The organism is Rubellimicrobium aerolatum (assembly GCF_017872975.1).
In the GTDB taxonomy this organism is placed as follows: Bacteria; Pseudomonadota; Alphaproteobacteria; order Rhodobacterales; family Rhodobacteraceae; genus Rubellimicrobium; species Rubellimicrobium aerolatum.
Window position 1 is genome coordinate 45,089 of record NZ_JAGGJP010000015.1, and the last position, 17,757, is coordinate 62,845.

Annotated in this window: 14 protein-coding genes; 10 read left to right on the top strand and 4 right to left on the bottom strand. The window is 71.0% G+C overall.

The window, feature by feature from the left end; translation table 11 throughout:
* Positions 1 to 5 precede the first annotated feature (5 nt).
* The 6 genes from J2Z33_RS14495 (at position 6) to J2Z33_RS14520 (ending at position 6,788) form a co-directional block, all read left to right on the top strand.
* On the top strand, positions 6 to 188 hold the full coding sequence (locus J2Z33_RS14495; protein ID WP_209842326.1) for a DUF2160 family membrane protein: 183 nt from the start codon (positions 6 to 8) through the stop codon (positions 186 to 188).
* A gap of 4 nt (positions 189 to 192) precedes the next feature.
* A complete protein-coding gene (locus J2Z33_RS18760; protein ID WP_209842328.1) occupies positions 193 to 1,266 on the top strand; it encodes an ABC transporter ATP-binding protein in 1,074 nt (357 codons plus the stop codon).
* Complete coding sequence (locus J2Z33_RS14505; protein WP_209842330.1) at positions 1,263 to 2,378, top strand: alcohol dehydrogenase catalytic domain-containing protein; 1,116 nt, start codon at positions 1,263 to 1,265, stop codon at positions 2,376 to 2,378. Before J2Z33_RS18760 ends, J2Z33_RS14505 begins: the two co-directional genes overlap by 4 nt.
* Positions 2,379 to 2,405: 27 nt before the next feature.
* Positions 2,406 to 3,167 (top strand): SDR family NAD(P)-dependent oxidoreductase, encoded by a 762-nt coding sequence (locus J2Z33_RS14510; RefSeq protein ID WP_209842332.1) that lies wholly within the window; start codon positions 2,406 to 2,408, stop codon positions 3,165 to 3,167.
* Positions 3,168 to 3,305: 138 nt separating this feature from the next.
* Complete coding sequence (locus J2Z33_RS14515) at positions 3,306 to 4,808, top strand: ATPase domain-containing protein (protein ID WP_209842334.1); 1,503 nt, start codon at positions 3,306 to 3,308, stop codon at positions 4,806 to 4,808.
* Complete coding sequence (locus J2Z33_RS14520) at positions 4,809 to 6,788, top strand: hybrid sensor histidine kinase/response regulator (protein ID WP_209842336.1); 1,980 nt, start codon at positions 4,809 to 4,811, stop codon at positions 6,786 to 6,788.
* A gap of 8 nt (positions 6,789 to 6,796) precedes the next feature.
* Here J2Z33_RS14520 and J2Z33_RS14525 read toward each other — a convergent pair whose 3' ends face one another.
* From J2Z33_RS14525 to J2Z33_RS14535, 3 genes are all read right to left on the bottom strand, one after another.
* Positions 6,797 to 9,556, bottom strand: coding sequence for a glycoside hydrolase family 2 protein (locus J2Z33_RS14525; protein WP_209842338.1), 2,760 nt, complete (start codon positions 9,554 to 9,556; stop codon positions 6,797 to 6,799).
* Positions 9,557 to 9,780: 224 nt separating this feature from the next.
* Entirely contained in the window at positions 9,781 to 11,301 is a 1,521-nt protein-coding gene (gene arfA / locus J2Z33_RS14530) for an arabinosylfuranosidase ArfA (protein ID WP_209842339.1), read from the bottom strand.
* A 91-nt stretch (positions 11,302 to 11,392) separates the two neighbouring features.
* Complete coding sequence (locus J2Z33_RS14535; RefSeq protein ID WP_209842341.1) at positions 11,393 to 12,319, bottom strand: ArsR/SmtB family transcription factor; 927 nt, start codon at positions 12,317 to 12,319, stop codon at positions 11,393 to 11,395.
* 273 nt (positions 12,320 to 12,592) lie between these two features.
* On the opposite strand from J2Z33_RS14535, the gene J2Z33_RS14540 reads away from it, so the two are divergent.
* Genes J2Z33_RS14540 through J2Z33_RS14555 form a run of 4 tightly spaced genes read left to right on the top strand, consistent with a single transcriptional unit; the run spans position 12,593 to position 16,758 of the window.
* Positions 12,593 to 13,867: an extracellular solute-binding protein gene (locus tag J2Z33_RS14540; RefSeq protein WP_209842343.1), complete on the top strand. Its 1,275-nt coding sequence runs from the start codon at positions 12,593 to 12,595 to the stop codon at positions 13,865 to 13,867.
* Positions 13,868 to 13,926: 59 nt separating this feature from the next.
* A complete protein-coding gene (locus J2Z33_RS14545) occupies positions 13,927 to 14,805 on the top strand; it encodes a carbohydrate ABC transporter permease (protein WP_209842345.1) in 879 nt (292 codons plus the stop codon).
* Positions 14,802 to 15,668, top strand: coding sequence for a carbohydrate ABC transporter permease (locus J2Z33_RS14550; RefSeq protein ID WP_209842347.1), 867 nt, complete (start codon positions 14,802 to 14,804; stop codon positions 15,666 to 15,668). Before J2Z33_RS14545 ends, J2Z33_RS14550 begins: the two co-directional genes overlap by 4 nt.
* A 7-nt stretch (positions 15,669 to 15,675) precedes the next feature.
* On the top strand, positions 15,676 to 16,758 hold the full coding sequence (locus J2Z33_RS14555; RefSeq protein ID WP_209842349.1) for an ABC transporter ATP-binding protein: 1,083 nt from the start codon (positions 15,676 to 15,678) through the stop codon (positions 16,756 to 16,758).
* A 356-nt stretch (positions 16,759 to 17,114) separates the two neighbouring features.
* Here the strand turns inward: J2Z33_RS14555 and J2Z33_RS14560 are convergent, their stop codons facing one another.
* Positions 17,115 to 17,465, bottom strand: a complete 351-nt coding sequence (locus J2Z33_RS14560; RefSeq protein WP_209842352.1) for a hypothetical protein — start codon at positions 17,463 to 17,465, stop codon at positions 17,115 to 17,117.
* Positions 17,466 to 17,757 lie beyond the last annotated feature (292 nt).

A 17,757-nucleotide genomic window follows, 5' to 3' on the forward strand; every position in this document is an offset into this window, starting at 1 on the left:
CCACCATGCCGGGCCGCCGGGGCTTCCTGCCTATCCGCACCAACGCCTTCGACCGGGTGTTCATCTCGGTCGTGCTGTTCGTCGCCGTCCATCTCCTGTGGATGCGCTTCCTCGAACCCGCCCTGCCGCTCTGGGTGGCGACGGTCCTTTCCGTCGCCCTGGGCGCGCTGATCGTCAGAAAGGGATAACCCGGTGTCCTCCGTCACGCTGCAAGCGGTCCGCAAGACCTGGGGGGCCTTCGAGGCGCTGAAGTCCCTCGACCTCCACATCCCCGACGGGGAGTTCCTGGTGCTGCTCGGCCCCTCGGGCTGCGGCAAGTCCACCACCATGCGGATCGTCGCGGGCCTGGAGGAGGTCTCCTCCGGCACCCTCCTCTTCGACCGGGAGGACGTGACCCGCGTCCACCCCCGCCGCCGCAACGTGGCGATGGTGTTCCAGAACTACGCGCTCTACCCCCACATGACGGTAGCCGAGAACATCGGCTATCCGCTCAAGGTGACGGGCGTGGACAAGGCCAAGGCCCGCGAGAAGATGCTCGACGCCGCGCGCAAGGTGGACCTGACGGACTACCTGTCCCGCCTGCCCCGCGACCTGTCGGGCGGGCAGCGGCAGCGGGTGGCGCTGGCCCGCGCGCTGGTCCGCGACCCGCGCGTGTTCCTGCTCGACGAGCCGCTGTCGAACCTCGACGCCAAGCTGCGCGTGGCGATGCGGGCCGAGATCAAGCACCTCCAGCGCTCCATCGGCGTGACGATGATCTACGTGACCCACGACCAGATCGAGGCGATGACGCTCGCCGATCGGATCGTGCTGATGAACAAGGGGCAGATCCAGCAGATCGGCACGCCCGACGAGATCTACGACGACCCGGCGAACCTCTTCGTCGCGGGCTTCATCGGCTCGCCGCCCATGAACGTGGTGACGGGCGAGGTCGCGGACGGCGTGTTCCGCGCGCCCGGCGTCACCGTCCCCGGCGCGCCCGGACGCGGCCCCGTCACCCTGGGCTTCCGGGCCGAGGACGTGACGCTCTCGCCCACCGGCGCCTTCCAGGGCACCGTCTTCGAGGTCGAGCCCACGGGCGAGTCCACCTTCCTCGTGGTCGAGGTTGGCGGCGGCCGGGCGATGCTGCGCGCCGACAAGAAGCACCGCCCCGCCCTGGGCTCGCCCGTGGCCTTCGACGTGCCCGCGTCGCAATGTCTCTTCTTCAACCCTGGGGACGGCCTGCGCCTGCGCCGCACCGTCCCGCATCTCCAGCAGGTGACCGCATGAACATCCAGACCCAGACCGCGACCGAGGCCCCGGTCATTCCCGACACCATGAAGGCCGTCGTCTGCCACGGCCCCCGCGACTACCGGCTGGAGGAGGTGCCCGTCCCGGCGCCCGGCCCTGGCGAGGTGCTGGTCCGCGTCCATCTCGCGGGCGTTTGTGCCTCGGACGGCAAGGCCTACGAAGGCGCGCCGAAGATCTGGGGCACCAACGACGGCCAGGGCCGCTACATCGAGCCGCCGGTCATCGTGGGGCACGAGTTCGTGGCGCAGGTGGTGGCCTTCGGCGAGGGGGCCGAGGGCCGCGACGGCCTGAAGGTCGGCGATTACGTCTGCTCCGAGCAGATCGTCCCGTGCCAGGAGTGCCTGTATTGCAAGGAAGGGCTCTACTGGCTCTGCGAGCCGCACGACATCTACGGCTTCCACCAGCGGACGCCGGGCTCCTGGGCCGAATACATGGTGTTCCCGCGCAAGGCGCTGAACTACAGGCTGCCCGAGGGCATGGACCCCGATCACGGCGTCTTCGTGGAGCCCCTGGGCTGCGCCGTCCACACGATCAACCGCGCGGAGATCCGGTTCAACGACGTGGTGGTGATTGCCGGGTGCGGGAGCCTCGGCCTCGGCATGGTGGCCGCCGCGCGGATGAAGAGCCCGAAGATGATCGTCGCGCTCGACCTCCACCCCGCCCGGCTGGAGCTGGCGCGGAAGTGCGGCGCGGACCTGACCATCAACCCGCGCGACGAGGACGCGGTGTCGAAGGTCAAGGAGCTGACCGGCGGCTACGGCTGCGACGTCTACATCGAGGCCACAGGCGCGCCGCGGGCGGTGACGCAGGGGCTCGACATGATCCGCAAGCGTGGGCGCTTCATCGAGTTCAGCGTGTTCCGCGAGCTGGTGACGGCCGACTGGTCCATCATCGGCGACACCAAGGAGCTGGACATCAAGGGCGTCCACCTGAGCCCCCACGCCTACGACACCGCCATCCGCATGATCGCCGAGGGGCGGCTGCCTATGGAGGAGATCATCACCCACAAGCTGCCCCTGGAGGAGTTCGAGCAGGGCATCCAGATGGTGATCGACGGCTCGGCTTCGCTCAAGGTGACGCTGCGCCCCTGAGAGGGCGCGGCCAAGGGAGGGACAGGAATGATCATCGACCGATTCCGCGCCGACGGGAAGGTGGCGCTGGTGACGGGCGGGACGCGGGGCATCGGCCTCGCCATCGCCCGCGCGCTGGCCGAGGCGGGCGCGCGCGTCGTCATATCCGCCCGGACCGATCCGGGCGGGACGGAAAGCCTCCGCGCCGACGGCCACGAGGTCGAGTATCGAGCGGCGGACCTGCTGGAGCCCGGCGCGGCGGATGCTCTGGTGGCGGGCGTCGTCCGCGATCACGGACGACTCGACATCCTCGTGAACAACGCCGGCGTCGCCGACCACGGCGCGACCGAGGACTTCGACGACGACCGGCTGGCGCGGCTGATGGGCCTCAACTTCGACGCGGTGTTCCGCGCCTGCCGCGCCGCGATCCGGCCCATGCGGGCGCAGGGCGGGGGCGTGATGCTGAATATCGGCTCCATCTCGGGGCACATCAGCAACATCCCGCAGAAGCAGTCGGCCTACAACGCCTCCAAGGCCGCCGTGCACATGCTGTCCAAGAGCCTCGCGTCGGACCTCGCCGAGGACAACATCCGCGTGAACGCCATCGCGCCGGGCTACATCACCACGGCGATGACCGAGGGCGGATTCGCCAACCCCGAATGGGCCCCGGTCTGGACCGACATGACGCCGATGCGCCGCCCCGGCACCCCGGAGGAGGTCGCGGCTCTGGCGCTGCTGCTGTGCACCGACGCTTCCAGCTACATGACCGGCAGCGTCGTCACCATCGACGGCGGTTACACGCTGCGCTGACAGGGCCCTTCCCCGGCGCCCCTGGACGGGGCCGGGCCGCCTCGACGCCGGCGCGGAACGGTGTAGATCACTCGTCGCGGCGCGGTCCCGGCTCGCTTGGGCGGGTCGGCGCGCGACGGTGAGGAGAAGGGCCGACCCATGCAGGAGCAGGACGACATCCCCCCGCTGGCCTCCACGGGGGTCGGGGGACTCGATGACGTGCTGGGCGGGGGCCTGACGGCCGAGCGTCTCTACCTGGTCGAGGGCACGCCCGGCACCGGCAAGACCACCCTTGGGCTGGGCTTCCTGCGGGCCGGGGCCGCCGGGGGCGAGCCCTGCCTTTACGTCACCCTGTCCGAGACCGAGGCCGAGCTGCGCGCCGTGGCGGTCACCCATGGCTGGACGCTGGACGGCATCGACCTCTTCGAGATGGTGCCCGAGATCGGCCTCGGGCAGGAGCAGGAGCAGACGCTCCTCCATCCGAGCGAGGTCGAGCTAGGCGAGACGGTGCGCGGCGTCATGGCCAAGGTCGAGGAGACGCGGCCCCGGCGCGTGGTGCTCGACAGCCTGTCGGAGTTGCGGCTGCTGGCGCAGAGCCCGCTGCGCTACCGGCGGCAGATCCTCGCTCTCAAGCACTTCTTCTCGACGCGGCGCTGCACGGTGCTGGTGCTCGACGACCGCACCTCCGAGCCGGGCGACCTCCAGCTCCACAGCATCGCGCATGGCGTGATCTCGCTGGAGCAGTCGGTGACCGGCTTCGGCGCCGAGCGGCGGCGGCTTCAGATCGTGAAGATGCGGGGCATGAAGTATCGCGGCGGCTTCCACGATTTCGCGATCCTGCGCGGCGGGCTCTGCGTGCATCCCCGGCTCTCGGCGTCGGAGCCTCCGAAGGAGTTCGAGGCCGAGCCGCGTTCGACCGGCAACTCGGCTCTGGACCGGCTGCTGGGGGGCGGCCTCGTGCCCGGCACGGCCACGCTGCTGACCGGGCCGGCGGGCGTCGGCAAGACCACCACCGTCGTGCAGTGCATGACCGAGGCGCTGCGCCGGGGCGAGCCCGCTGCCTACTTCCTGTTCGACGAACGCGCGCCGACGCTGCTCGGTCGGTCGGCGGCTCTCGGCATGGACCTGCGGCCCTTCCTCGACGGCGGCCGGCTCGACCTGCGGCGCATCGACCCGGCCGAGCTGTCGCCCGGCGAGTTCTCGGGCCTCGTGCGGCAGGCGGTGGAGGAACGCGGGGCCAGGGTCGTCGTGGTGGACAGCCTCAACGCCTACCTCCAGTCCATGCCGGACGAGCAATACCTCGTGCTCCAGATGCACGAGCTGCTGGGTTACCTCGCGCAGCATGGGGTCGTGTCGCTCCTGGTGCTGGGGCAGCATGGGGTGATGGGCGACATCCGCGCCGACGTGGACCTGAGCTACCTCGCCGACACGGTGATGCAGCTTCGGTTCTTCGAGGCGGAGGGCGAGGTGCGGCAGGCGATCTCGGTCATCAAGACGCGGACCACCGACCACGAGCGCACCATCCGCGAGTTCCGCATCGGCGCGGGCGGGCTGATCGTGGGCGAGCCCCTGCGCGACTTCCAGGGCGTGCTGACCGGCGTGCCGGTCTATCGCGGCTCGGAGCGGGCGCTGCTGGAGCCGCCCGCCGACGCGGCGTCCTGAGTGGAGCGCCGCGTCCTCATCCTCGCGCCGCGCGGCCGGGACGCGGCGGTCGCCAGCCACCTGCTGGGCCAGCACGGCCTTGCGAGCCACGTGAGCGCGGATTTGGGCGACCTCGTGGACCGGCTGGAGGAGGGCGCGGGGGCGGCCCTCGTCACCGAGGAGGCGCTGGCGGTCGGGGATCGGACGCGGCTGATGGCCTGGATCGCGGGCCAGCCGCGCTGGTCCGACTTCCCGTTCGTGGTCCTCGCCAACGGCACGCGGGGGCCGCGCCCCGCCTCGGCCACCGCGACGCTCGACCGGCTCGGCAACGTGGTGCTGCTCGAACGGCCGCTCCATGGCGACGCCATGATGGGGGCGCTGCGGTCGGCGCTCAAGGCGCGGCAACGGCAATACGAGATCCGGGCCTTCGCCGACACGCTGGAGCGGTCGGTCGCCGAGCGGACGGCCGAGCTGGAGCAGGCGCGCGAAAGCCTCCAGATCGCGCTGGACGCGGCGGGGATGGGAAGCTGGGACCTCGACCTGCGGAGCGGCACCGCCCGGCGCGGCGGGCGGCACGACGAGATCTTCGGCTACGCGGAGCCCGAGCCCCACTGGAGCCAGGAGACCTTCATGCGCCACGTCGCCCCCGAGGAGCGGGCCGCCGTGGCGGCGGCCTTCGACGAGGCGCTGGCGACGGGCGTGCTGGACATCGAGTGCCGGATCGAGGCGGCGGGCGGCGGGCGGCGCTGGATCGCGGTCAAGGGCCGCGTCCATCGCGACGCGGAGGGCCGCCCGGCCCGCATGACCGGGGTCGTGTCCGACGTGACCGCGAGGAAGGACGCCGACGCCCGGCTCGCGCAGGCGGCGAAGATGGACAGCATCGGGCAGTTGACCGGCGGCGTGGCCCACGACTTCAACAACCTCCTCACGCCGATCCTGGGCAGCCTCGACCTGCTGCGGCGGCGCATCCCGAACGACCCGCGCGCCGAGCGCCTGCTGGATGGCGCGTTGCAGGCGGCCGAGCGGGCGGCGACGCTGACCCAGCGCCTCCTCGCCTTCGCGCGGCGGCAGACCCTCGCGCCGCAGGCGGTGGACCTGGGGGCGCTGATCGAGGGACTGGTGGAACTGGTGCGCCGCTCGCTCGGCCCGACGATCAAGGTGGGGGTCGAGGTCGCGCCGGACCTGCCCGCCGCGCGGGTCGATCCGAACCAGCTGGAGCTCGCGCTCCTCAACCTCGCGATCAACGCGCGGGACGCCATGCCGCAGGGCGGGCGGCTGTCGATCCGGGCCGAGGAGGCGAGCGCGGGCGAGCGCGGCGGGCTCGCGCCCGGCCGCTACGTCCGCGTCGTGGTGGCGGACACCGGCATCGGCATGGACAAGGCCACGCTCGCCAAGGCGGTCGAGCCCTTCTTCAGCACCAAGGGCGTCGGGCGCGGCACCGGGCTCGGGCTGTCCATGGTGCATGGGCTGGCCGCCCAGTCGGGGGGCACGCTGCATCTGGCCAGCGAGCCGGGGCGCGGCACGAGCGTCGAGCTCTGGCTTCCGGCGACCGATCGCGAGGAGGCGGGCGCAAGCGGCCCCGAGGCCCAGGCCATGCCGGTGCGGCCGGGGGCCACGATCCTTCTCGTCGATGACGAGCAGCTGGTCCGCGAGGCGACGGCCGACATGCTGCGCGACCTGGGTTATGGCGTGGTCGAGGCCAGCTCGGGCCTGCGGGCGCTGGCGCTGCTGCGGTCCCATCCGGGGGTCGAGGCGGTCGTGACCGACTACCTCATGCCGGGGATGTCCGGGGCGGCGCTGATCCGGGAGCTGCGGCAGGGCGGATATGCCCTGCCGGTGCTGCTTGTCACCGGCTACGCCAACGCCGGGGTGGACGTGCCCGAGGACGTGGCGCGGTTGGCCAAGCCCTTCCGGCAGGCGGACCTCGCCACGCGGCTGGCCGCGCTGCTGGGCGCGGAGTGCAAGGGGCGGCCGGGCACGGCGCTGCGGGTCGTGGAGTAGCATCGCGGTCAGTCCCGCGTCGCGAGGTCGAGGAGCCCGTCCCAGAGCGCGGTCGCGGTCGGGTCGGCGTCGAAGGGGTCGCGCAGGAGGCGGAAGGTGCAGATGGTCAGCTTGCCGCGCCCGAGCCGCTTTTCCACGATGAAGGCGGCGGGGCGGTGGACCCAGCCGACCACGGTGCCCGAATGGACGCGGCCCCGGAACTCCCAGGAGCGCAGGTGCGACAGGACCTGGTGCGGGATGACGCGGGCGAAGGCGAGGTCGAGCATCGGCCCGCCGGGCAGGTGCGCGAAGGCGCCGTCGCGGCGCAGCCACGGGAAGTTGCCCACCCAGTCGCCGCGCCAGATGGTGCCGTGGCGGTTGTGCAGGCCGTAGCCGGGGAAGCTGAAATAGGGCTCGGACCGCATCCCGCCGGGCGCGTCCTCGATCTGGAGCGTCATCGGCCCGTCGCGGGGGGCGGTGTCGTCGCGGAGGCGGCGCTGGCCGGGCTCGGGCAGCAGGAGGTAGTGGGCGCCGGCGTGGATCGCCTCGACGCGCGGGCCGTCGAGCACGTCGGTCACGAAAAGGGCGGCGTCCTCGGCCTCGACCTCGCGGTGGCCGAGGACCAGCAGGCGCTCTCCGATCAGGGGGCGGTCGGTGCGGAAGGCGATGCGGCGCTCGGGCGAGGGACGATCGGGGTGGAGGGCGATGCTTTCGCGCGTCTCGGCCAGGAGGCGGCCGTCGGCGGTGCGGAGGGCGAGGTCGAGCGTCGCCATGCGGGGGCCGTCGCCCGAGGGGGCGCGGAGCGGCAGGGGGGTGTCGGCGACCGTCATGGGGGTTTGGGGGCCGAGGGGGACGGAGCCGCCCTCGCCTTCCAGATGCCATTCGAGCCGCGCGCCTTCGGGCAGGGTGGCGCCGCCGGTCGCGACGCGGGTGGCCGCATGGATCGGCTGGCCGGCGCGGGCGGCGTGGTGGGCGAGGCCGGGGGCGATCACGAGGTCCGTGTTCACCGGGGCGAGGGCCTGGGCGAAGACGCGGGGGTTGCGGGCCATGTCCATCAGGCCGTTGCCTTCCCAGTGCACGTCCGTCAGCTCGGTGATGACGTAGCCGGTGATGGGGGCGTGGGCGCGGATGTCCTCGATCTCCCACTTGAGGCTGGTGAACTGGTGCCACTGGGCGGCTTCGATGAACTGCGTGAAGCCGCCGAACACCTGTTCGAGGCCGATCTCGTGGAAGCGCTGCTCGATCCCCGTGGGGAGCGCGACGCCGAGAGCCCAGGTCGCGCCGTAAGGCATCCACCAGGGGTCGCGGTCGTCCTCGTCCCGAAGTTTTGCCGGGTCGGGGAGGCCCCAGACGCCGAACTCGGACAGGATCAGGGGTTCGTCGCCGGTGCGCTGGGTCTCGGGGCTGGGGATGAAGGTCCAGTCGGCGTTGGCCGCGAATTCGCGGTTCAGGGCCTCCCACTCCTCGCGGCGGTCGAGCGCGGTGCGGTAGTAGTGGTAGTCGTTGAGGTCGGTCTTGACGTGGGCGTTGGGGAAGCAGGCGGAGTTGTCCACGACGAGGCGGAGGGGGTCCTCGGCCTTGAGCCAGTCGAACATCTCCACGATCCAGCGGCGCTGGTCGGCGACCTCGCGCAGGCGGGTGCCCCAGTCCTCGTTGATGAGGGTCCAGATGACGATGGACGGGTGGTTGCGGTCGCGCAGCAGGATGCCTTCCATCGTCGCGCGCAGGCGGGCGGCGGAAGCGGGGGTGAAGCTCTCGATGTTGGGGATCTCGGACCAGACGAGCAGGCCGAGGCGGTCGGCGACGTCGTAGTAGCGGGGGTCGGGAATCTTGATGTGGACGCGCAGGCAGTTGAGGCCGAGGGCCTTGGCCTTGCGGGCCTGGTCTTCCAGCATCTCCAAGGACGGCGGCGTGCCGAAGCCGTCGGGGTAGTAGTCCTGATCGAGCGCGCCGCGCAGGTAGAGCGGCTGGCCGTTGAGGTGGATCGCGCCGTCGCGGGTCTCGATGTGGCGGAAGCCGAACGTGTCCTCGCGGCGGTCGATGTCGTGGCCGCCTTCGTCGCGCAGGGTGGCGCGGAAGGTGTAGAGGGCCGGGTGATCGGGGGACCACGGGGCCACGTCGGTCAGGGTGACGGCGTGGGAAAGGTGGTCGGCCGCGATGTGCAGCGTCTCGGTGTGGACGGTGGCGCCGGCGGGGTCGAGGACTTCGAGCGCGACCGCGCCGTGAAGGGGGCGCGAGAGCGACAGGCGCAGCGCGAGGCGCCCCTCGGGCCAATGGGGGTCGAGGCGGATCGCGGCGATGTGGGTCGGGTGGCGGGCTTCGAGCGTGACGGACTGCCAGATGCCGCCCTGGGGGCCATACCAGCTCTGCTTGCCGTGGGGGATCTCGGCGAAGTCGTGGGCCTCGGCGTTGCGGTGGGCGTCGGGGAGGGTGGCCTCGACCTCCAGCAGGTCGTCGCCGGTGAGGAGGTCGGCGGGGATCACCGCCTCGAAGGGGAGGTAGCCGCCTTCGTGGCGGGCGATCTCCTGACCGTTGACGCGGACGATGGCGAGTTCGCTCACCGCGCCGAAGTGGAGGGCGAGTTCGCGGCCTTGCCAGTCGGCGGGGACCGTGAAGCGGCGGCGGTAGAGGCCGGTCCCGAAGGCCCAGGCCAGGTCGGGGAACTGCTGCCAGACGCCGGGCACCCACGCCTCGCGCCAGCGCTGGTCGGAGTCGTGGCGGAACTCCCAGATCCCATCCAGGGAGAGCCGGGCGCGGGCGGCGGTGTCGGTGGTCGTTTCGGTCGTCATCGGCGGCACTCCTTTCATGGGCATGACTCGGGTTCATGCGAGCATCATGCCGGACGGATGTTAACGGTCTCCGAGAGTAACGAGCGCTCAGCACCCACTTCGCGCAACACCCCCGCGCAACACCCCCCGGCGGGTGGGGGGGTCGTAGGGCGGGGTTCACCCCGCCATGTTCCGGTGGCCGGGGGCGCTTGGCGGGCTGAAGCCCGCCCTACGGGGTCCGGTCGTCAGGCGCCGCCCACCGCGACCCGCAGCATGGACCAGGAATGGGGCGGCAGGGCGAGGTGGAGCGTGCCGTCCTCCAGCCCCGCGCCGGGGCCGGGGCGGGGAGCGATGCGGTCGGGGGCGTCGATGGCGTTGACGGCGCGCAGGTCCGGGTGGGTCATCACCTGATGGTCGATGACGCGCGCCGGGCCGAAGCCCTGGAGCGAGATCGCGGTGGACAACTGGTCGGTCGGGTGGCGGTTGACGGCGAAGAAGGTGACGGTGCGCGCGTCCTCGTCATGGACGCCCGCGATGTCGAGATAGGGCACGTCGTCGGCCACGTCGCAGTCGTAGGTCGGCACGCGCACCGCCAGTTGCAGCGCCGTGCCGCGCCCGTAGAGGGAGGCCAGCAGGAAGGGCCAGTAGGTCGTCTGCCGCCATGCCGGGCCGCCCGGTTCCGTCATGATGGGGGCGATGACGTTGACGATCTGGGCGATGCAGGCGATCCGCACCACGTCCGAGCGGCGGATGAAGGCGTTGAGCGTCAGGCCGACCTGAAGCACGTCCTCGAAGTTGTAGATGTCCTCCAGCAGGCGCGGCGCGTGGGGCCAGCCGTGCATCCCCTTGAGGATGGCCTGGTCCTGTTCGTGGCTGTGATACCAGACGTTCCATTCGTCGAAGCAGATGTGGACGTCGTGCTTGGAGCGCTTGTTCGCCTTCACGACGTTGATGACGGACTGGATGGTGCCGATGTAGCGGTCCAGCGTCTCGCTGAGCGCGAGGTATCCGGCCGTGTTCCGGGCCTTGTTCTGCGAATACATATGGAGCGAGAGGTAATCGACCGTCTCGTAGGTGTGTTCGAGCACCACGCGCTCCCATTCGGGGTAGGTGGGCATCTTGGGGTTGGAGGAGCCGCAGACGACGAGTTCGAGGCCCTTGTCGAAGGCGCGCAGGGCCTTGCCGACCTCGGAGGCGAGGCGGCCGTATTCGGTCGAGGTCTTCTGGCCGATCTGCCAGGGGCCGTCCATCTCGTTGCCCAGGCACCAGAGGCGGCAGTCCCAGGGCTCGGCCCGGCCGTTCCTGCGGCGCAGGTCGCCCCAATAGGCGCCGGTCGGGCCGTTGACGTATTCGACGAAGTTGCGCGCCTCGTCCAAGCCGCGCGAGCCGAGGTTGAGGGCGAGCATGGGCTTGGTGCCCACGAGGTCGCACCAGTCCATGAACTCGTGGATGCCGACCTGGTTGGATTCGGAGGTGTGCCAGGCGAGGTCGAGGCGGGTCGGGCGCTGGTCGCGCGGGCCGATGCCGTCCTCCCAGTTGTAGGCGGAGACGAAGTTGCCGCCGGGGTAGCGGACGTACGGCATCCGCAGGGCGCGCACGAGGTCGGCCACGTCGCGGCGGAAGCCCTGCGCGTCGGCGGTGGGGTGGCCGGGCTCGTGGATGCCCGTGTAGATGGCGCGGCCGAGGTGTTCGAGGAACCCCGAATAGAGCCGGTCGTCGATGCGCGCGACCGCGTAGTCCCGATGGGCCGTGACCCTCGCTTCCATTGTCTCTCCTCCCGCCGGCCTGGGGCCGTTCATATCCGTTTGGTCGATACGTATCAGGTTCGTCCCCGGTCGCGTCAAGCGCGAATCGGGGTCAGCCGGCGCGGAGGAGGCGCAGGACGATGTCCTGGTCGTAGTTGCCGAAGCCCCGCCCGAAGATGTTGACGCCGCCGGGGTGGCGAGCGTCCTCGCGCACGGCGATGGTCAGGCGGATGGAGCGGTGGTCGGCGAGGCGGAGGTCGGCGACCGTGGTGGCCGAGGCGCGCATCCCGTCCACGAAGGAGCCGTCGGGCGTGACGCGGAAGGTCTTGAGAAGGCCATACTGGCTGCCCTTGAGCTTCCACCATTCGGGGGTGTGGACGCCCCGCCGGTCGCCGAAGTCGGCGGGCGAGGTCCAGGTGGCGACATCCACGCCGTTGACCGACACGGTGATGTCGGAGGGCCAGTCGGCGGCGGTGCCGGGGACCTCGGAGGAGAGCTCCATGGAGATTTCGAGGCCCGCCACCTCGTCGCCGCGCAGCTTGGCGTTGTTGGGGAACTGGTATTCGACGTAGCCGCGCGTGAACCAGATCAGGCCCGCGCCCATGCGGCCGGGGTCGAGGAAGCTGTCGGGCACGTCGAGAAGGCCCACGATGCCGTCGCGGGTGCACAGGCCGCAGGGGGCGCTGACCTCGCAGCGGGTGTAGAGGCCGAGGGGCATCGCCGTCTCGATCACGCGGTCGTCGAGGGCGGGGGCGGCGTCCTTGAAGGTGACGAGCACCTCGTCGAAGAGGCTGCGGCAGAGCTTCTGGCTGCCCTTGCGGGCGCGCTGCGATTCGGTGCGGATGAGGCCCGCCTCCTCCAGCACCTGCACGTTGGTCGAGACGCTGGACTGCGGGAGATCCAGCGCGGCGGCGATGTCGTTGACGTTGAGGGGGCCGCGCCGCAGGAGCTTGAGCACGCGGACGCGCACCGGCGAGGCGAGCGCCCGCAGGACCGCGCCGCCCTCCTCCGGGTCCACGAGCAGGACCTCGTGGCTCATGCCTGTTCCCCCCGGCGCACCCGTGCCCCCCGACCTGCTCCCTGCCCCGTGTCTATCAAGGATGATGATACATATCCAGCAGGCAGTTGACAGAAGGGCGGGGCTGTCCCTACCCTTCGGACATCCGGTTGCGGCGCGGCGCGGCGCGGGGGCGAGGAGGCCCCTTGGCGCCATGGGACGCGCGGCACGGGGACAGGGCCGCCCCTTTTCGCGCCAGGGGGCGGGTCAGGCCGGATCGGCGCGAGGGGCCGGGAGAGCCCGAGGGAGGATGGAATGAAGAGAGCCTTTTGGGCGGCGCTTCTGTCGTCGGCGTTCAGTGTCAGCGCCGCGCAGGCGCAGGAGGTCGTCCAGTGGTGGGACTTCCTGAGCGGCGGCGACGGCGCGCGGATGAAGCAGCTCATCGACCAGTTCAACACGGAGCACGAGGGCGAGATCCAGATCGAGGCGACGACGCTCGAATGGGGGACGCCGTTCTACACCAAGGTCCAGACCTCGGCCGCCGTGGGCGAGGGGCCGGACGTGATGACCTATCACCTGTCGCGCCTGCCGCTGGGCGTGGAGACGGGGACGCTGTCGCCGCTGACCGAGGCGGACATGACGGCGGCGGGCCTCGCGCCCACGGACTTCCAGCAGGCCAACGTGGACGCGGCGACGGTGGACGGGCAGATGTATGCCGTGCCGTTCGATATCCATTCGGTCGTCCTTTACTACAACAAGGAGCGGCTGGAGGCGGCGGGTCTTCTGGACGCGAACGGGCTGCCCATGGGGCTGGACGGGGCCGAGGAGTTCAAGGCGGCCCTGGACAAGCTGAAGGAGGGCGGGCTCGACCAGCCCTTGTCGATCCATGACTCCACGGGCGATTCGACCTGGCGGATCTTCTATTCGCTGCTGAACCAGCAGGGCGGGCAGTTCCTCGACGAGAACGGCGAGTTCCTGTCGGGCGACAACCTCGACAAGGCGGTGGCGGCGACGGACCTGATGGCGTCCTGGGTGTCGGAGGGCTACGCGCCGCCCAACATCGAATACGCGGCCTCCATCGCGCGCTTCACCGGCGGCGAGGCGGCGCTGCACATCAACGGGGTGTGGGAGGTGCCGACGATGACGGACCTCCACGCCAAGGGCGAGCTGTTCGAGTGGGGGGCGGTGCAGCTCCCGGTGTTCTTCGACCAGCCGGCGACCTGGGCGGACAGCCACGCCTTCGCGATCCCCAACAACCAGGGGAACGAGATGACGCCCGAGCGGCGGGCGGCGGTCATGCAGGTGATCGGCTGGATGGCGAAGAATTCGACGTTCTGGGGGACGGCGGGGCACCTGCCCGCCTACAACCCGGCGCGCGACACCGACGAGTTCCGGGCCATGCAGCCGAACGCCACCTATTCGTCGCTGGCCGAGACGGCGGCGTTCGACCCGCGCTCGCCCCTCGCCGGGGTGGGGTCGCCCGTCTACGACGCGGCGGGCAACTTCCTGATGCCGGCCGTGAACGGCGAGCTGACCGGCCAGGAGGCCATGGAAGGGATGCGCGACGACCTGCAGGGGCAGGCCTACTGATCCTGTCGGGGGCCGGCGGCGGTGCCGGCCCCCTCCCCCTCCGCCGTGAGGATCGCCCGATGACGCGGACCCGACGCCCCGAAGCCCTGATCGCGCTGGCGCTGCTGGCGCCGTTCCTGCTGACCTATGCCGTGCTGTTCGTCTGGCCCACGGCGCAGCTCGTGGCCCTCACCTTCACCAAGGCGCCGCTGATCGGGGCGGGGGACTGGGTGGGGTTCGGGAACTACGAGAGATTGTGGAAGGACCGGCTGTTCTGGACGGCGACCTGGAACACGCTGTATTTCGTGCTGCTCACGGTCATTCCCTCGACGCTGCTGGGCCTCGCCATCGCTCTCGGGGTGAACCGGCTGAAGGGCTGGGCGCAGAGCCTTATGCTCGCGGCGTTCTTCCTGCCCTACATCCTGCCCGTGTCGGTGGTCTACCGGATCTGGAGCTGGCTGCTGGACGGGGAGTTCGGGCTGCTTCAGGTGCCCATCGCGGCGCTGATGGGCGAGAACGTGCCGGTGTTCCGGGTGATCCCGCTGTTCATCCCGACCGTGGCGCTGGTGACGGTCTGGTGGCTGGTGGGGTTCAACGTCCTGCTGTTCATCGCCGGGCTGCGCAACATCTCGGCGGAGATCTACGAGGCGGCGGCGCTGGACGGGGCGACGCGGGGGCAGATGTTCCGGCGGATCACCTGGCCGCTGATCTGGCCGATCACGGTGCTGGTGGCGACGATCCAGCTCATCCTGCAACTGAAGATCTTCGACCAGATCTACCTGTTCGCCCAAGGGGGGCGGACGGACGCCACGCTGTCGATGGTGGGGCTGATCTACCGATCCGCCTTTCAGAAGAACCAGGGCGGCTATGGGGCGACGGTGGCGCTGGTGCTGTTCCTGCTGATCGTCGCCGTGTCGGTGCTCCAGTATCAACTCCTGCGCGCGAGGGGGCAGCGATGACCGCGATACCCATGGAGGCGGCCCGCGTGACGCGCCTGCGCCGCCTGAACGTCGCCGGGGGCGCGCTGACGGCGCTGATCGTGCTGGCGGCGGTGGCCTGGGCCTTCCCGCTGTATTGGGGGATCGTCACCTCGCTGAAGGTCGAGCAGGACGTGGTGCGCCCCGGCGTCCACCTGATCCCCGAGAGATGGACGCTCGACGCCTATACCTACGTGCTGTTCAACAGCCAGATCGGCCGGTGGTACGTCAATTCGGTGGTCACGGCGGGGGCGGTCACGGTGCTGGTCGTCGCCATGAGCGCGGCGGCGGGCTATGCGCTGTCGCAGCTCCGCTTTCCGGGGAAGCGGCTGCTGTGGTGGCTGATCCTCGCGTCGTTCATGGTGCCGATCCCGGCGCTGCTGGTGAACCACTTCGTGCTGATGGCGCAGTTCGGGCTGCTCAACTCCTGGGCGGGGGTGGTGCTGCCGCAGCTCATCGCGCCGGTCACGGTCATCATCTACAAGCAGTTCTTCGACAGCGTGCCGCGCGACTTTCGCGAGGCGGCGGTCATGGACGGCGCGACCGAGCTGCAACTTCTGTTCCGGCTGTATCTGCCGATGAACTGGGGGATCACGACGGCGCTGGCGATCATCACCTTCATCGGGGCCTGGAACACCTTTTTGTGGCCGTTCCTCGCGGTGACCAGCGAGGACATGATGAACATCAGCGTCGGCATCACCCAGGTCAACGACGCCTTCGGCGTCCGCTACGCGCGCCTCATGGCGGCGGCCCTTCTGGCCGCGCTGCCGGTGGCTCTCGTCTACCTCGTGTTCCAGCGGCGGGTGACGCAGGCGATCATGCTCACCGCCGGCATCAAGGGATAAGCTGTCCATGTCCTCCGTCGAGCTTCGCGGCATCACCAAGCGCTTCGGCGCGGTCGAGGTCATCAAGGGGTTGGACCTGTCGATCAACGATGGGTCGTTCACGGCGCTGCTGGGGCCGTCGGGCTGCGGCAAGTCCACGCTGCTGCGGATCGTGGCGGGGCTGGAGCAGGCGAGCGGCGGGCAGGTCGTCATCGGCGGGCGGGACGTGACGGGGGCCGCGCCGGCCGAGCGGGGGGTGGCGATGGTGTTCCAGAGCTACGCGCTTTATCCGCACCTGACGGTGGAGCAGAACATCTGCTTCAGCCTGTCGCTGGCCCGCGCGCCCAAGGCCGAGCAGAAGGCCCAGGCGGCGCGGGTGGCGAGGATGCTGCAACTGGAGCCGCTGATGGGCCGCCGGCCGGCCGAGCTGTCGGGCGGGCAGCGGCAGCGGGTCGCCATCGGACGGGCGCTGGTGCGCGACCCGGAGGTGTTCCTGTTCGACGAGCCCCTGTCGAACCTCGACGCGCTGCTGCGGGTGCAGATGCGGCTGGAGCTGGCGAAGCTGCACCAGGAGCTGGGGACGACGATGATCTACGTCACCCACGACCAGGTGGAGGCGATGACGCTGGCCGACCGCATCGTGGTGCTGGACCGGGGGCGGATCGCGCAGGTGGGCTCGCCGCTCGACCTCTACAACGCGCCGGCGAACCGCTTCGTCGCGGGGTTCATCGGCAGTCCGGGGATGAACTTCCTGCCCGCGCGGGTGACGCGCGAGGGGGCCGGGCTGGTGGCCGAGCTGCCGGGCGGCGGGCGGCTGGCGCTGCCGATGCGGGCGCTGCGGGGCGCGGGGGGGACCAGCGAGGTCGGCATCCGGCCCGAGCACCTGCGGCTGGCCGATCCGGGGACGGGGGACCTCGACGGGCGGGTGTCGGTGGTCGAGAACCTCGGGAACACGGCCTACGTCCATGTCGAGACGCCGGCGGGGCCGCTGGTGGTGGAGGCGGACCCCGGCCTGCGGGCCGATCCGGGGATGGCCGTGGGGGTGCGGGTCGATGTGGGCCGCGCCCACGTCTTCGATGCGGACGGGGTGGCCTGGCCGCTGGCGGCGTGAGGAGAAAAAGGGGCGGCCCCGGCGAGGCCGGAAGCCGCCCGCGTCGGCAGCAGCGTCCCAAGGGAGGAGAAAAGGGCCGCCGTTCCGATCCAGTCTGCGGCCGAGCCGGGAGGAGGTGGCCCGCCGCGTTGCCTCTTCGATCTACGGACCCCATGCGGCGCGAAAAGGGCGACGCTGAGGAACCTGCGGGCTTTTGCGCGACGCTGGCGGGTTTCGCGCGGAACGGTGCGGAAAGAAGGCGGGATGCCCAAGGATTGGGCGGGGCGTGCCTGGAACGGGTCGGGCGGGCGACGCGCGAGGTCGCCCGGCGCGGCGCGCGGGGCGGCCGCGACGGGATGGTTCCCGGAAAGGTGGGCCTAGCTGCGGCCGCTGTCCGCGGCGGCGTCGTCGGCCAGGATCGCCACGCGCTCGCACACCGAGCCGTCGGCGCCGCCACCCTCGCCGAGGAGGAGGGCGCGGACGGCGCAGCCCTGCCGCTCCAGCATGGCCTGGTTGCGGGCGAAGCTGTCGGCGGCGCTGGCGCGGCTGTAGGCCTCGCCGCCGATGGCGAGGCCGCCGACGAGGGCGGCGACGGCGACGCCCACCATCATCAGGGGGCGGACGCCGCCATCGACCTGTGGCGCCTCGGGCATGTCGAGGGGGGCTTGGGGGATGTCCCGCGCGAGGCGGGAGGCGGGACGGGGATCGCTTACGCTGGTCGGCATCATGGGAGCATCTCGGTCTGGTGTTCGGCCTAGCGTTCATCTCGGGCCCGGGGTGCCACGAAGACGCGCTTCCGATCATGCCGCCCCGGACCATCGGCAGCACATCGAGGACGGCGGGTCGCGCCGTCCACGGGCAGGCTGCACATGGGGGAGCCCGCGGCGATCTTCAAGCCGTAACTTGGGCCGAATCGCCACAAAATCCTCTGATTCCGAGCATAGTCCTGCCGAGCCGGAGGGAAACCGCCCAACAAAGCGACGTTGCGTGAAGCGGCGGGGGGTGGCGGGGCCCGTGGAG